This is a genomic window from Cupriavidus sp. 01L43 (assembly GCF_056399925.1).
Genome location: NZ_JBFTSH010000002.1, coordinates 307,868 through 322,230, shown reverse-complemented (window position 1 = coordinate 322,230; position 14,363 = coordinate 307,868). Strand labels below are relative to the sequence as shown.

Here is a 14,363-nt window from a genome sequence, read left to right as displayed (position 1 = left end):
CGCTGGCCGGGTTTCTTTTTGCCCCCGGGAGCCTCTCATGTTCAGATTCTGCACGGTACGCAGCTGGCGCCGGATGGCGGTCGCCATCGGCCTGATGACGGGCGTCGGCCAGTTCGCCAGCGCGGGCACGCCAGTGCCCAACCCCTTCCTGGCCGCCCCCACCTACGCCATCACCCATTTCGATTCGTCCCAGAGCGACACCTTCCCCTATGCCGTGACCGGCGGCGCCCGCACCGTGGCGCCACCGCCGCCGTTGCAGCTTTCCCAGGCGACGAACGGGCCGGTCAACATCATGACCTTCGCGTCGACATCGCCCAACTACATGTGGGGCGTGTCGCCGACGGGCGTGACCTATATCTCGGTGGCCAACGACGCCTTCACGCCCGTGGCGCGGGCGCTCCTGCCGGGCGCGACGGCCACGTTGCAGACCACCTTGCTCGGCCTGCTGACCAATCCGATCGGCACCATCGCCCAGGCCCAGGCCATCGTGGCGCAGTTGCTGCCCACCGGCGGCATTCCCAGCGCCTACGGCGTGGTGGACAACAACAACGTCCTCTATATCAATAGCGGCAACCAGATCCTGGCCCTCGCGCTGAACGTGCCGGCCGTGCCCCTGCTGGGGATCAGCGTGGTGCGGTCGCTGAACGCCACCACCTTCCTCCAGCCCGGCGAGAACCTGGCCGGCGTGGTGATGACCTATGACGGCAAGCTGGTGGTGCTGGGCACGCGGTCCGTGTCGATTGTCGACCGGTCGTTCACGGGGCCGGTGCATACGGTCACGCTCGGCGCGGACGAGAGCGTCAGCAATTCCGCCGCCGTCGACGAGAACAATGGGATTTATGTCGTTTCCGACAGGATCTTGAGAAAACTCGTCTGGACAGGCAGCGCGCTGTCCCAGAACGCGGCGGACGGCGCGTGGAGCAGCTCTTATCCCAGCGGCGACACCTTCCCGACCATCTTCGGCTCAGGCTCGGGCAGCACGCCCACCCTGATGGGCTTCGGCGCCGATCCCGACAAACTCGTGGTCATCACCGACGGCCTCACGCGCATGAGCCTGCTGGCGTTCTGGCGCGACCAGATTCCCGCGGGCTTCACCAACCGCCTGGCGGGGCAGATCCAGGTGAATTGCGGTTTGCCGGCCGGGTACGCCATCCAGACCGACCAGTCGGTCGCGGTGAACGGTTATGGCGCCTTCGTCGTCAACAACGTGTCTGCGGCGGACGGCAGTACCGGAAGTGGGACGAGTGCGATCGTGGATGGACTGATCCGGGGGCCGCTGCTGCCGTCGCCGATTGGCGTCGAGCGCTTCGCGTGGAACCCGCTGACCCATGCGTGGGCCTCGAGCTGGGCGCGCAGCGACATTTCGTCGAACTCGATGGTGCCCGCCATCAGCGCGGGCTCGAACCTCGTGTTTACGAACGGCTACTACCAGAACGGCTGGGGATGGGTGGTGTCCGGGCTGGACTGGAACACCGGCGCCACCGTGCACCAGACCATCCTCGGAACCGGGATCTGGGGCAACGGCTTCTACGCGGTGATGCAGTTCCTGCCGGATGGCGACCTGCTGTTCAACAGCATCATCGGACCCACGCGGGTCCAGCAGCCGAGCGGGATCATCAATCCACTGTGAGGGGGTGGGGTGGGGCGGGGCGGCCGGCCCGGTGTGTGGGGTGGCCGCCCGGGTGGATCAGCGCTTGAGCTTGGCGAAGGCTGCCGCCATGGCGCCGGCCACTTCGGGTTCGCGCTTGCCGCCGCCGAACCCCTTGCCGCCACCACCGCCACCGCCATGGCCACCGTGGCGCTGGCCGCCGCGGTGATCGCTCCGTTCGCCACCGGCGCGGGGCGCGGCCTGGCCCGGCTCGTCGTCCATACGCATGGTCAGGCCGATGCGGTTGCGCTTGACGTCCACCTCCATCACCTTGACCTTGACGATCTGGCCTGCCTTGACCACCTCGTGCGCGTCCTTCACGAACTTGGTGGAAAGCGCCGAGATGTGGACCAGCCCATCCTGGTGCACGCCGATGTCCACGAAGGCGCCGAAGGCGGCCACGTTGGTCACCACGCCTTCGAGCACCATGCCCGGCTGGAGGTGCTTGATGTCCTCCACGCCGTCCTGGAACGTCGCGGTCTTGAACTCGGGACGCGGGTCGCGGCCCGGCTTCTCGAGTTCGGTCAGGATGTCGCGCACCGTCGGCAGGCCGAAGGTCTCGTCGGTGAACTGCTGGGCGGTCACGCCGCGCAGCGCGTCGCGGTTGCCCATCACGTCGGGCAGGCCCTTCTTGATGTGATCCAGAATGCGCTGCACCACCGGATACGCTTCCGGGTGGACCGACGAGCGGTCCAGCGGGTTGTCGCCCGTGTTGATGCGCAGGAAGCCGGCGGCCTGCTCGAACGTCTTGTCGCCCAGGCGCGGCACCTTCTTGAGCGCATCGCGGTTCGGGAACGCGCCGTTGGCATCGCGGAATTCGACGATATTGCGCGCCAGCACCGTGTTCAGGCCCGACACGCGGGCCAGCAGCGGGGCCGAGGCGGTGTTCACGTCCACGCCCACGGCGTTCACGCAGTCTTCCACCACGGCGTCCAGCGCGCGTGCCAGCTCGCGCTGGTTCACATCGTGCTGGTACTGGCCCACGCCAATCGACTTCGGATCGATCTTCACGAGTTCGGCCAGCGGGTCCTGCAGGCGGCGGGCGATCGACACCGCGCCGCGCAGCGACACGTCAAGCTCCGGGAATTCCTTGGCGGCCAGCTCGGAAGCCGAGTAGACCGAGGCGCCGGCCTCGCTGACCACGATCTTGGTCAGCTTCAGTTCCGGGGCGCGCTTCATCAGGTCCTGCACCAGCTTGTCGGTCTCGCGGCTGGCCGTACCGTTGCCGATGGAGGCCAGCGCCACGTTGTGCTGCTTCGCCAGGCGGGCCAGCGTGGCCAGCGAGCCTTCCCAGTCGCGGCGCGGCTCGTGCGGGTAGATCGTGGCGGTGTCCAGCAGCTTGCCGGTATGGTCGACCACGGCGATCTTGCAGCCGGTGCGGATGCCCGGGTCGATGCCCATCACCGACTTCGGGCCGGCCGGCGCGGCCAGCAGCAGCTCATGCAGATTGCGGCCGAAGATCTTGATGGCCTCGTTCTCGGCGGTTTCGCGCAGCTGCGTCAGCAGTTCGGTCTCGATATGCGGCTGCACCTTCACGCGCCAGCACCAGCGGCACACGTCGCCCAGCCACTTGTCGGCCGGACGGTTCCGGTTCTCGATGCCCACATGGCGCGCGATCATGCCTTCGCACGGGTGCGGCACCATCGCGTCCTGTTCCTCGCCCAGGCCCAGCTTCACCATCAGCACGCCCGCGTTGCGGCCGCGGAACAGCGCCAGCGCCCGGTGCGACGGCACGGTGCGGATGGTCTCGCTATAGGCGTAGTAATCGCGGAATTTCTCCTCCTCGGCGCCTTCCTTGCCTTCCATCACCGTGGAGGCGACCACGCCGTGGTTCCACAGGTGCTCGCGCAGCTTGCCTAGCAATTCAGCGGTTTCGCCGAACTGTTCGGAGAGGATGTCGCGCGCGCCGTCCAGCGCGGCCTTGACGTCGGGCACGCCGCCGTCGGCGGTGGGGTTGCCGTTGACGAACTTGGCGGCTTCGGCCTGCGGGTCCAGCGTGGGGTCGGCCAGCAGCGCCTGGGCCAGCGGCTCCAGGCCGCATTCGCGGGCGATCTGGGCGCGCGTGCGGCGCTTGGGCTTGTACGGCAGGTACAGGTCTTCCAGCGTCTGCTTGGTGTCGGCGGCCTCGATGGCGGCGCGCAACGCGTCGGTCATCTTGCCCTGTTCCTCGATCGACGCCAGGATCGTCGCGCGGCGGTCCTCCATGTCGCGCAGGTACAGCAGGCGCTCCTCGAGGTTACGCAGCTGCGTATCGTCCAGGTTGTCAGTCACTTCCTTGCGGTAGCGGGCGATGAACGGCACGGTGGCGCCTTCGTCCAGCAGCGCGACGGCTGCCGCCACCTGGCGCGGTTGCACGGACAGTTCTGCCGCGATGAGCGACACAATCTTTTGCGAGACGGAAGCAGGCAAGTTGGACATCGGGAAACTAGTCGGTCGAAAGCGGGGCATTTTGCCACAAGCGCACGGCGCTGCCGGTGACGGGAAGACGGCTTTTCACGTGCCTGTTCCGCGACACCGCGCCCGGGCGGGCCACCCAACCCCGCGCCAGCCCCGTGCCAGCCTCCCCCGGACCCCACCCTGGGCCCACCCCGGCCCCGGATCGGACACATGTTGCAACGTTTGCCGGTGGGGCTGACAAGGCCCCCGGATGCTAGAATTCGGCCATGATCGTCAAGCCCCGTTCGGCCGCCGTGGCCCATCTCGTCTCCACCCCCGTCCTTGCCGCAATGTGCGCCGCCCTGTTGCTGGCCGCACCGGCTCTGGCGCAGACCAAGAATCCGCCCCCGCGCGACTTCGAGGCCGAGCGCAAGGCGATTGGCGACTCCCGCGCGTGGACCAATTACCGCTTTGCGGAGGCCGAGCGCGCCTGCTACGGCAAGTTCCTCGTGAACAGCTGCATCGACAAGGCCAAGGACGTGCAGCGCGATGAACTCCACGTGCTGCGCGGCAAGGAACTCGAGGTGGGCGACGCCGAACGTGCCTGGAAGGCCGCCGAGCGCGACCGCGAACAGGCGCTGCGCCAGGCCGAGTACGAGGCCGGCCAGCCGGGCCGCGCCGCCAACGAGGCCGCCAGCCGTGCCTCCTACGACCGCAAGCAGCAGGAACAGGCGCTGCGCGACGCCCAGCAGGGCGCCGACGCGCCCCAGCGCGCCGCCAACGCCGAAAAGTACAACCAGAAGCAGTCCGACTTCGACGCCAAGATGAACGAGGCGAAGCAGAAGGGCGCCGACCAGGCCCGCCAGCGACAGGAAAACACGCGGGCCTACCAGCAGAAGCAGGCGGACGCCGCCCAGCGCCAGAAGGACCTGGACGAGCGCCGCGCCAATGCCGAGGAAAAGAAAAAGCAGGGCCAGGGTTCCACCCCGAGCCCGTTCGGGTTCTGACCGGCGTGACAGCCCAGGCTGTCGGCGCGGGCCGGACGATCCACGGGGAGCCGCTACATGGATGAGAATCTCAACACACTGGCGCGGCAGATCATCGAACTGCAAATCGAGCATCGCGATCTCGATTTCCTGATCGATCACCTGTCCGAGGACGCCGCCCACGACGAACTGCAGCTGCGCCGGCTCAAGAAGCGCCGGCTCAAGCTCAAGGACGCCATCACGCTGTTGCAGCTTCAGCTCGAGCCGGACGTACCGGCCTGAATTCCCGCAGGCGCCCCCCGCGCGCCACGCCTTTGCAGAAAACTCATTTTGTCTGAACCGACCGACGACGCGCTTCCCGAATCCGCCGAAACGCCATCCCCTGAAGCGCTGCCGCAGGACGACCACACCTCGCTGAACGAGGCGGTGGCCGCCGCATCGGCCAACCAGGCGGCTACGCAGGCAGCGCAGCTGGCGACGATCTTCGCCGATACCGGCACGCTGGCCACCGGCATTCCCGGCTACCGGCCGCGCGCGTCGCAGCAGAAGATGGCCGAGGCCGTGGCGGGTGCCATCGCCCAGAACGACTCGGTGATCGTCGAGGCGGGCACGGGCACAGGCAAGACTTTCGCCTACCTCGTCCCGGCCATGCTGTGGGGCGGCAAGGTGATCCTGTCCACGGGCACCAAGAACCTCCAGGACCAACTGTACCTGCGCGACATTCCCACGGTGCGCAAGGCGCTGAACGTGCCGATCTCGGTCTCGCTGCTCAAGGGGCGCGCCAACTACCTGTGCCACTACCACCTCGAGCGCGCGCAGGCCAACGGCCGGCTGGCGTCGAAGCAGGACGCGGCGTGGCTGCGGGATATCGCCCGCTTCGCCAAGACCACGACCTCGGGCGACAAGGCCGAACTGGCTGCCGTGCCCGAAAACGCGCCGGTCTGGCAACTCGTGACCTCCACGCGCGACAATTGCCTGGGCAGCGAGTGCCCGCAGTACAAGGAATGCTTCGTGATGCGCGCCCGCAAGGAGGCGCAGCAGGCGGACGTGGTGGTGGTGAACCATCACCTGTTCTTTGCCGATGTGGTGCTGCGCGACACCGGCATGGCCGAATTGCTACCCGCCGCCAACACGGTGATCTTCGACGAAGCCCACCAGTTGCCGGAAACCGCGACGCTGTTCTTCGGCGAGACGCTCTCCACCAGCCAGTTGCTGGAACTGGCGCGCGATACCGTGGCGGAAGGGCTCTCCCATGCACGCGATGCCGTGGACTGGGTGGCGCTGGGCGGCCCGCTCGAGCGCGCCGCGCGTGACCTGCGGCTGGCCTTCGGCAGAGACAATTTGCGGCTGGCGCTGGGCCAGATCGAATCCGATCCGCGCACGCGCGAGCCGTTCTTCGAGACCCTCGACGCGCTGGACAGTGCGCTGTCCGATTTCGTCGAAGCACTAGAGAGCCAGGCCGAACGCGCGGAGTCGCTCGAACAATGCCACCGCCGGGCGGTGGAACTGGCCCAGCGGCTGGCCGCCTGGCGCGACGACCGTGTGGCGCCCGCTCCGGCCCCGGCTGCGCCGGCGGAAGATGAGGGCGATGGCGGGAGCGAAAGCACGCCGCCGCCCGCGCCGGTGTCCCTGGGCCCGGAAACCGTGCGCTGGGTCGAGGTGTTCTCGCATACCGTGCAACTGCATCGCACGCCGCTGTCCATCGCGCCGATCTTCACGCGCCAGCGCGAGGGCCAACCGCGCGCTTGGGTCTTTACCTCGGCCACGCTGTCCGTGAAGGGCAACTTCACCCACTACGCGGCCCAGCTCGGGCTGGACAAGGAGCGGTCGCTGACGCTGCCGAGCCCGTTCGACTACGCGAAGCAGGGCCTGCTCTACGTGCCGCGCAACATGCCGGCGCCGCAGTCGCCCCAGTTCACCGAAGCGGTGGTCCATGAGGCCCTGCCGCTGATCGAGGCCGCGGGCGGCCGCACCTTCCTGCTCTGTACCACGCTGCGCGCGGTGCAGAAGGCATCGGACATGCTGTACGAGCTGTTTGCCGAGCGCGGGCTCAACCTGCCGCTGCTGGTGCAGGGGCAGGCGAGCCGGACCGAGCTGCTGGATCGCTTCCGGCAACTCGGCAACGCGGTGCTGGTCGGCAGCCAGAGCTTCTGGGAGGGGGTGGATGTACGCGGCGAGGCGCTGTCGCTGGTCATCATCGACAAGCTGCCGTTCGCCCCGCCCGACGACCCGGTGCTGGCCGCCCGGATGGAGGTCCTGCAGAAGAAGGGCCTGAGCCCGTTTGCCGTGCACCAGTTGCCGCACGCGGTTATCACGCTGAAGCAGGGCGCCGGGCGGCTGATCCGTTCCGAGTCCGACCGGGGCGTGCTGGCGATCTGCGATACCCGGCTCGTGGAGAAGCCCTACGGCCGCCAGATCTGGCAGAGCCTGCCGCCGTTCACGCGCACGCGGGAGGCGGACACCGTCATCCGCTTCCTGGAGGGTCTGCGCAAAACCGAGCCGGCGCCGGCGGACGAGCCGGCAGACGAATAAGCGCCGAAAAAAAAGCCCGACGATTCGTCGGGCTTTTTTTACCTGCGGGCGAGGCTCAGAACACTTCCCACCAGGACTTGTCTTTCCGGCGCGAGCCGTACTTGACGAAGTCGCTGTTCGGATAGTTGCGCTCCATCACGCGGGCCGCGTCGTCGCGCAGATCCTTCATGCCGAGCGAATCGTACGAGCGGACCATGATGTACAGCGCTTCCTCGTTGGCCGGCGCGCCGTCGTAGTCCTTCAGTGCCTGCTGGGCCCGGTTCACGGCCGCCAGGTAGGCGCCACGGCGATAGTAATAGCGGGCGGCATGCACTTCATGCTGGGCCAGCGCGTTGACGATGTACTGCATCCGCAGCGTCGCGTCCGGCGCGTACTTGCTGTCCGGGTAGCGCGTGATCAGGATCTGGAAAGCGTCGTAGGCGGCACGCGCGGCCTTGGGATCGCGCTCGCTCAGGTCCTGGCCGGAGAAGCGGCCCAGCCAGCCAAGGTTGTCGTTGAAGTTGATCAGGCCCTTGAGGTAGTAGGCGTAATCGATGTTGGGATGGCTCGGGTGGAGCTGGATGAAGCGGTCGACGGCGGCCAGCGCGGCGGCGGTCTCGCCATCCTTGTAGTTGGCGAACGCGGTGTCGATCTGCGCCTGCTGGGCGTAGCGGCCGAACGGGTAGCGGCCTTCCAGCTTTTCATAGAGCTTGACGGCACGTGTATAGTCGCCGCCATCCAGCGCATCCTTGGCTTCCGAATATAATTTGTTCGCCGACCAGCCGGCCGTTTCGTCGGGTTGGTCGCCAAGCAGGCCGCATGCAGACAGCATGAGGCAGCCGCCTGCGAGCAAAATCGCTCCAACTCTCGCGCGCCAGTTCGCGCGTTTCATGCTCTGCAATTGCATTGGGCAACCTGTTCCGGATGAAAAATAGCGTCAAGCATTATAGCCCAAGCCCTAAGGCCGAAAACGGTCCGGCGAACGATTCCCCGGCGGATGTCGATTCCCCGCTGGACACCGATGATTTCAACGACGATCTCGGCGATGTCAGCGAAGACGGCGGCGCGGTGATGGCCACGCCGGCCACCGCGCCGGACCAGCCGCCTTTATACCTTGAAGTGGATAGTGCTGCACATGGGGAGCGGTTGGACAAGCTGCTCGCGCGGCATTTCAGCGAATTCTCCCGTAGCCGCATCCAGCAATGGATCGAGGAAGGCGCCGTGCGGGTGGATGGCGAGCCGAGCCGCGCCAAGGCATCGGTCCAGATGGGCCAGCAGATCGAGATCCAGCCGCAGGTCGCGCCCGAGTCGCTCGCCTTCACGGCCGAGGACGTGCCGCTGGACGTGGTCTTCGAGGACGCCACGCTACTCGTCATCAACAAGCAGGCCGGGCTGGTCGTGCATCCGGCCGCCGGCAACTGGAGCGGCACGGTGCTAAACGGCCTGCTGCACCGCGACCCGGCCGCGGGGCGGCTGCCGCGCGCCGGCATCGTGCATCGGCTGGACAAGGAAACCTCGGGCCTGATGGTCGTCGCCCGTACGCTTACCGCGCAGACCGACCTCGTGCGCCAGCTGGCCGCCCGGACCGTCAAGCGCACCTACCTCGCGCTGGTCTGGGGCGAGACACCGGACGAGGGCACCATCGACGCCCCCATCGCCCGCGACCCGCGCGAGCGCACGCGCATGGCCATCGTCCATACGAATAGCGGCAAGCCGTCGCGTACGCACTTCAAGACGCTGGGCACGGTGCCGCTGGGCCGCGGCAAGGTGTCGATGGTGATGTGCCAGCTCGAAACCGGCCGCACGCACCAGATTCGCGTGCATTTCGAGTCGATCGGCCATCCGCTCGTGGGCGACCCGGTCTACCACAAGGCCACCAAGCGCGGCCAGCGCCCGGCCATCCGCGTGACGCTGCCGGTGCCGTTCGAGCGCCAGGCGCTGCATGCGTGCAAGCTGGGACTGGTGCATCCGGAGACCGGGCGCAAGGTGTCGTGGGAGGTTGAGCCGCCCGAGGACATGCTGGACCTGATCGAGGCGCTCGACTTTGAAGGCTACGCCGCGCGGCCGGTCGAGGACGACGATGACGACTTCGACGACGATGACGACCATGACGTCGAGATCATCTACGTAAGGGATGACGATGACGCTTGAGCGGCAACCCGGCTGGATCGTGCCGGACTGGCCGGCGCCGGCCCGCGTGCGGGCGCTGTCCACGACCCGGCAGGGTGGCGTGAGCGTCGGCCCCTACGGGCTGGCCGATGGCAGCCCGGGCGGGCTCAATCTCGGTACGCATGTGGGGGACCACCCGTCCGCCGTGGCGGAGAACCGTGCCCGGCTGGCGGCGCATCTGCCTGCCATGCCGCGCTGGCTCGAGCAGGTGCACGGCTGCGCCGTGGCGACCGCCGACGGGGTGGAAGACGGGGTGGAAGACGGGGAGGGCGGTGTGCCGCGTGCCGACGCCAGCATCGCCACCACTCCCGGCCACGTCTGCGCGATCATGACGGCGGACTGCCTGCCGGTGTTGCTGTGCGATGCGGCGGGTACGGTGGTCGGTGCCGCCCATGCCGGCTGGCGCGGGCTCTGCGACGGCGTGATCGAGGCCACCCTGGCGCGCATGGCCGCGCAGGCCGGCCCCGGTTCGGAATGGCTGGCGTGGCTGGGCCCGGCCATCGGCCCATCGGCATTCGAAGTGGGCGCCGAGGTTCGGGAAGCGTTCCTGGCCCAGGCCCGCGAAGCGGAGCGGCCGGCCGTCGAGGCGGCGTTCCGCCCCGGCGCGCCGGGCAAGTACTGGGCCGATCTGTACGCGCTGGCCCGCACGCGTCTGGCGCGCGCCGGCTGCACGCGGGTCTACGGCGGCGATGCCTGCACCGTGGCCGACGCCGCGCGTTTCTACTCCTACCGCCGCGACCGCACCACGGGTCGCATGGCCACGCTGGTCTGGCTAGCGGCCTGACCCTTCCGTTTCCTCGACGGGCTTCGGCCCGGCTTGCCTGGCCGCCTGTTCGGCCGCCTCGCGCGCCTGGCGCCGGCGCCGCCGGCCGGGCGTTCCCATGATGTAGATGATGATCGATACCGGCGCCACGCCGTAGCACAGGAACGTGGCCACCCCGGCCACGAGGTTCGTCTCGGTAATCGACATCATCAGGGCCACGTAGATCCAGCCGATTGCGACGATATACATCAGGCGTTCATCTCTATCTGTTAAAAGTACGGTGGCGTCACGTGGCAGCCGAAAATGGTCCTCGGACTGCCCGCGAACCCGCGTCAGGCTTACCGTCCGGTAGGTCGGGGATGCGTTTCCCGCACGCGCGTTCGCAATGCGGAATTCCGCATTGACAGCGTCTACATTGCAAGGCAACAATGCCTTCAAATGTATCGGAACCGAGGAAGTTCTCCAGGGTTTCGCCGGCAAGCATAGCGTATGACCTGGCGCCGCCAATGCGGCGTCCCGGTCTGGGTGACCAGATCATCCAGAGGCGCAACCCGGAATCGGGGCGGGTCGGGAGACAGTTACCCCGAGCCCGTCTACCCATCACGACGGCAGAGAGACGAATACATCATGGCGACCGGCAAAGGTGCGGCAGCTTCCAGCGCGGAAGACAAGTCCCAACCGTTTCAGTTTGCGCCGGGGCCATTCGATCCAGCTGCATGGCTGGAATGGTCCCGTCAGTGGGCTCCTGAAATCAACGGCAAGCTGCCGCCCGGTTTTCCGTCAGGCATGCCGAACGGCGTGCCGGGCGCGTTCCCGGGCTTTCCCGGCGGCGATGCATTTGCCAAGGCGTTCCAGGGTGCATTCCAGGGCCCGGCAGGCGCCGGCCTGAAGATCCCGCCGATGTTGCTGGCTCAGATCCAGGAACGCTACCTGAAAGACTTCTCCGAACTCTGGCGTGAAATGGGCGCGGCTGCCGTGCCGAACGGCGCAGCCGGTGGCAACAGCAACGGGGATGCCGAGGCCGCCAGTCAGCGGCTGTCCGATCGCCGCTTCGCCAGCGCGGCCTGGCGCAACAACGCGCCGTACCGCTACGCCGCCGCGTTCTACCTGCTGACCGCCCGCACGATGACCGAGCTGGCCGACGCCGTGGAGGCCGACGCCAAGACCCGCCAGCGCATCCGCTTCGCGGTGTCGCAGTGGGTGGACGCGATGTCGCCCGCCAACTTCCTCGCTACCAACCCCGACGCCCAGCAGCGCCTGATCGAATCGGGCGGCGAATCGCTGCGCACCGGCATGCGCAACATGCTCGGGGACCTGACCCGGGGCAAGATCTCCCAGACCGACGACACCGCCTTCGAGGTGGGCCGCAACGTGGCCGTGACCGAGGGCGCGGTGGTTTATGAGAACGAATATTTCCAGCTGCTCCAGTACAAGCCGCTGACCGACAAGGTCCACGCCCGGCCGCTGCTGCTGGTGCCGCCGTGCATCAACAAGTTCTACATCCTCGACCTGCAGCCCGAAAGCTCGCTGGTCCGCTACGTGGTGGAGCAGGGCCACACGGTCTTCCTGGTGTCGTGGCGCAACCCCGATGCGTCGATGGCCGAGCGCACCTGGGACGACTACATCGAGCACGCGGCCATCCGCGCGATCGAGGTGGCACGGGACATCAGCGGGCAGGACAAGATCAACGTGCTCGGCTTCTGCGTGGGCGGCACCATCGTGGCCACGGCATTGGCCGTGCTGGCCGCGCGCGGCGAGCGCCCGGTGGCCAGCCTGACGCTGCTGACCGCGCTGCTCGACTTCACCGACACCGGCATCCTGGACGTATTCGTCGACGAACCGCACGTGCAACTGCGCGAGGCCACCATCGGCGGCGCTGCCGGGGCCCCGTGCGCGCTGCTGCGCGGCGTGGAGCTGGCCAACACGTTCTCGTTCCTCCGGCCGAACGATCTGGTCTGGAACTACGTGGTCGACAACTACCTCAAGGGCAACACGCCGGTACCGTTCGACCTGCTGTTCTGGAACGGCGACGCGACCAACCTGCCCGGCCCGTGGTACTGCTGGTACCTGCGCCATATGTATCTGCAGGACGAACTGAAGGTGCCCGGCAAGCTGAGCGTCTGCAACGCGCCGCTGGACCTGGGCGATATCGACGTGCCGACCTATATCTATGGCTCGCGCGAGGACCACATCGTGCCGTGGACGTCTGCCTTCGCTTCCACCGGCCTGCTGAAGAACAAGCTGCGCTTCGTGCTTGGCGCGTCCGGCCATATCGCCGGCGTGATCAACCCGCCGGCCAAGAAGAAGCGCAGCCACTGGATCAACGAGGCGCTGCCCGGCTCGGCCCAGGAATGGCTGGCCGGCGCCGAGGAAAAGCCCGGCAGCTGGTGGCCGGACTGGATGGCGTGGCTCGGCAAGCAGGCCGGCGCCAAGCGCGCCGCGCCGGCCGACTATGGCAACGCCCATTACCGGGCCATCGAACCCGCACCGGGCCGCTACGTCAAGCAGCGCGCCTGAACGTTTTCCGCCGGGGCCGGTTCCGTGGGACCGGCCCGGGGTTTCGTACCGATTGGCTTCACGCTATCTCGAAAGGACTTCAAATGACCGACATCGTCATCGTTTCCGCAGCCCGCACCGCAGTTGGCAAGTTTGGCGGCTCGCTGGCCAAGATCCCGGCACCGGAGCTGGGCGCCCTCGTCATCAAGGCCGCGCTCGAGCGCGCCGGCGTGAAGCCGGACCAGGTGAGCGAAGTCATCATGGGCCAGGTGCTGACGGCTGCCGCCGGCCAGAACCCGGCGCGCCAGGCCTCGCGCAAGGCCGGCCTGCCGGACATGGTGCCGGCCATGACCATCAACAAGGTGTGCGGCTCCGGCCTGAAGGCCGTGATGCTGGCCGCCAACGCCATCATCGCCGGCGAGGCGGAGATCGTCGTGGCCGGCGGCATGGAAAACATGAGCGCCGCGCCGCACGTGCTGCCGGGCTCGCGCGACGGCTTCCGCATGGGCGATACCAAGCTGGTCGACTCGATGATCGTCGACGGCCTGTGGGACGTGTACAACCAGTACCACATGGGCATCACGGCCGAGAACGTCGCCAAGGAGTACGGCATCACGCGCGAGGCGCAGGATGAATTCGCCGTGGGCTCCCAGAACAAGGCCGAGGCCGCCCAGAAGGCTGGCCGGTTCGACGAGGAAATCGTGCCGGTGCTGATTCCGCAGCGCAAGGGTGACCCGGTGGCGTTCAAGACCGACGAATTCGTGCGCCAGGGCGCCACGCTGGACAGCCTGTCCGGCCTGAAGCCCGCCTTCGACAAGGCCGGCACGGTGACCGCCGCCAACGCCTCTGGCCTCAACGACGGCGCCGCCGCCGTGGTGGTGATGTCGGCCGCCAAGGCCAAGGAGCTGGGCCTGACCCCGCTGGCCACCATCAAGGCCTACGCCAACGCCGGCGTGGACCCGGCCGTGATGGGCATGGGCCCGGTGCCGGCCAGCAAGCGCTGCCTGTCGCGCGCCGGCTGGGAAGTCAAGGACCTGGACCTGATGGAAATCAACGAAGCCTTCGCCGCGCAGGCGCTGGCCGTGCACCAGCAGATGGGCTGGGACCAGTCGAAGATCAACGTCAACGGCGGCGCCATCGCCATCGGCCATCCGATCGGCGCGTCCGGCTGCCGCATCCTGGTGACGCTGCTGCACGAAATGAAGCGCCGCGACGCCAAGAAGGGCCTGGCCTCGCTGTGCATCGGCGGCGGCATGGGCGTGGCACTGGCCGTGGAACGGAACTAAGTCAGACCGATCTGGCCGAAAACGAGTATTTGAGTTGCACTGAGGGGTAGCCGGCGGCAGGAGACATGGTTTTGGCCGTCGGCGTCTATAACAGAGATCGGTGCCCTTGCATCGATCAGCGAGCCAAC

General features: G+C 67.6%; 11 protein-coding genes. 8 read left to right on the top strand and 3 right to left on the bottom strand.

The features are described from left to right. Nucleotides 1-37: 37 nt before the first annotated feature. Entirely contained in the window at nt 38-1,630 is a 1,593-nt protein-coding gene (locus AC1DP9_RS04565; protein WP_477106735.1) for a hypothetical protein, read from the top strand. 57 nt (nt 1,631-1,687) lie between these two features. Here AC1DP9_RS04565 and AC1DP9_RS04560 read toward each other — a convergent pair whose 3' ends face one another. Then, entirely contained in the window at nt 1,688-4,066 is a 2,379-nt protein-coding gene (locus tag AC1DP9_RS04560; RefSeq protein WP_092292919.1) for a Tex family protein, read from the bottom strand. Nucleotides 4,067-4,311: 245 nt separating this feature from the next. On the opposite strand from AC1DP9_RS04560, the gene AC1DP9_RS04555 reads away from it, so the two are divergent. From AC1DP9_RS04555 to AC1DP9_RS04545, 3 genes are read left to right on the top strand one after another with little or no spacing between them, the layout of a single operon-like run. Beyond that, nucleotides 4,312-5,031: a hypothetical protein gene (locus AC1DP9_RS04555; RefSeq protein ID WP_477106734.1), complete on the top strand. Its 720-nt coding sequence runs from the start codon at nt 4,312-4,314 to the stop codon at nt 5,029-5,031. A 57-nt stretch (nt 5,032-5,088) separates the two neighbouring features. Beyond that, nucleotides 5,089-5,292, top strand: coding sequence for a DUF465 domain-containing protein (locus tag AC1DP9_RS04550; protein WP_092292923.1), 204 nt, complete (start codon nt 5,089-5,091; stop codon nt 5,290-5,292). Nucleotides 5,293-5,340: 48 nt separating this feature from the next. Then, entirely contained in the window at nt 5,341-7,542 is a 2,202-nt protein-coding gene (locus AC1DP9_RS04545) for an ATP-dependent DNA helicase (RefSeq protein WP_477106733.1), read from the top strand. A gap of 55 nt (nt 7,543-7,597) precedes the next feature. Here AC1DP9_RS04545 and AC1DP9_RS04540 read toward each other — a convergent pair whose 3' ends face one another. Further along, the gene (locus AC1DP9_RS04540) at nt 7,598-8,428 is read right to left on the bottom strand and encodes an outer membrane protein assembly factor BamD (RefSeq protein ID WP_092292926.1); all 831 of its coding nucleotides are present in this window, start codon (nt 8,426-8,428) and stop codon (nt 7,598-7,600) included. A gap of 17 nt (nt 8,429-8,445) precedes the next feature. Between AC1DP9_RS04540 and AC1DP9_RS04535 the strand changes: the two genes are divergently transcribed. Together AC1DP9_RS04535 and pgeF are read left to right on the top strand one after the other, a co-directional pair. Beyond that, nucleotides 8,446-9,672, top strand: a complete 1,227-nt coding sequence (locus AC1DP9_RS04535; protein ID WP_477106732.1) for an RluA family pseudouridine synthase — start codon at nt 8,446-8,448, stop codon at nt 9,670-9,672. Beyond that, complete coding sequence (gene pgeF / locus AC1DP9_RS04530; RefSeq protein ID WP_477106919.1) at nt 9,662-10,474, top strand: peptidoglycan editing factor PgeF; 813 nt, start codon at nt 9,662-9,664, stop codon at nt 10,472-10,474. Before AC1DP9_RS04535 ends, pgeF begins: the two co-directional genes overlap by 11 nt. Here pgeF and AC1DP9_RS04525 read toward each other — a convergent pair. Further along, the gene (locus AC1DP9_RS04525) at nt 10,463-10,702 is read right to left on the bottom strand and encodes a hypothetical protein (RefSeq protein ID WP_477106731.1); all 240 of its coding nucleotides are present in this window, start codon (nt 10,700-10,702) and stop codon (nt 10,463-10,465) included. The genes pgeF and AC1DP9_RS04525 overlap by 12 nt on opposite strands. Before the next feature lie 378 nt (nt 10,703-11,080). On the opposite strand from AC1DP9_RS04525, the gene phaC reads away from it, so the two are divergent. Further along, a complete protein-coding gene (phaC, locus tag AC1DP9_RS04520; RefSeq protein WP_477106730.1) occupies nt 11,081-12,970 on the top strand; it encodes a class I poly(R)-hydroxyalkanoic acid synthase in 1,890 nt (629 codons plus the stop codon). 83 nt (nt 12,971-13,053) lie between these two features. After that, the gene (locus AC1DP9_RS04515; RefSeq protein ID WP_092292934.1) at nt 13,054-14,235 is read left to right on the top strand and encodes an acetyl-CoA C-acetyltransferase; all 1,182 of its coding nucleotides are present in this window, start codon (nt 13,054-13,056) and stop codon (nt 14,233-14,235) included. Nucleotides 14,236-14,363 lie beyond the last annotated feature (128 nt).

Bases quoted from the DNA above. Each gene is read 5' to 3' on its own strand.
- AC1DP9_RS04565 (WP_477106735.1), top strand. From the start codon at position 38: ATGTTCAGATTCTGCACGGTACGCAGCTGGCGCCGGATGGCGGTCGCC.
- AC1DP9_RS04560 (WP_092292919.1), bottom strand. From the start codon at position 4,066: ATGTCCAACTTGCCTGCTTCCGTCTCGCAAAAGATTGTGTCGCTCATC.
- AC1DP9_RS04555 (WP_477106734.1), top strand. From the start codon at position 4,312: ATGATCGTCAAGCCCCGTTCGGCCGCCGTGGCCCATCTCGTCTCCACC.
- AC1DP9_RS04550 (WP_092292923.1), top strand. From the start codon at position 5,089: ATGGATGAGAATCTCAACACACTGGCGCGGCAGATCATCGAACTGCAA.
- AC1DP9_RS04540 (WP_092292926.1), bottom strand. From the start codon at position 8,428: ATGCAATTGCAGAGCATGAAACGCGCGAACTGGCGCGCGAGAGTTGGA.
- AC1DP9_RS04535 (WP_477106732.1), top strand. From the start codon at position 8,446: ATGAAAAATAGCGTCAAGCATTATAGCCCAAGCCCTAAGGCCGAAAAC.
- pgeF (WP_477106919.1), top strand. From the start codon at position 9,662: ATGACGCTTGAGCGGCAACCCGGCTGGATCGTGCCGGACTGGCCGGCG.
- AC1DP9_RS04525 (WP_477106731.1), bottom strand. From the start codon at position 10,702: ATGTATATCGTCGCAATCGGCTGGATCTACGTGGCCCTGATGATGTCG.
- phaC (WP_477106730.1), top strand. From the start codon at position 11,081: ATGGCGACCGGCAAAGGTGCGGCAGCTTCCAGCGCGGAAGACAAGTCC.
- AC1DP9_RS04515 (WP_092292934.1), top strand. From the start codon at position 13,054: ATGACCGACATCGTCATCGTTTCCGCAGCCCGCACCGCAGTTGGCAAG.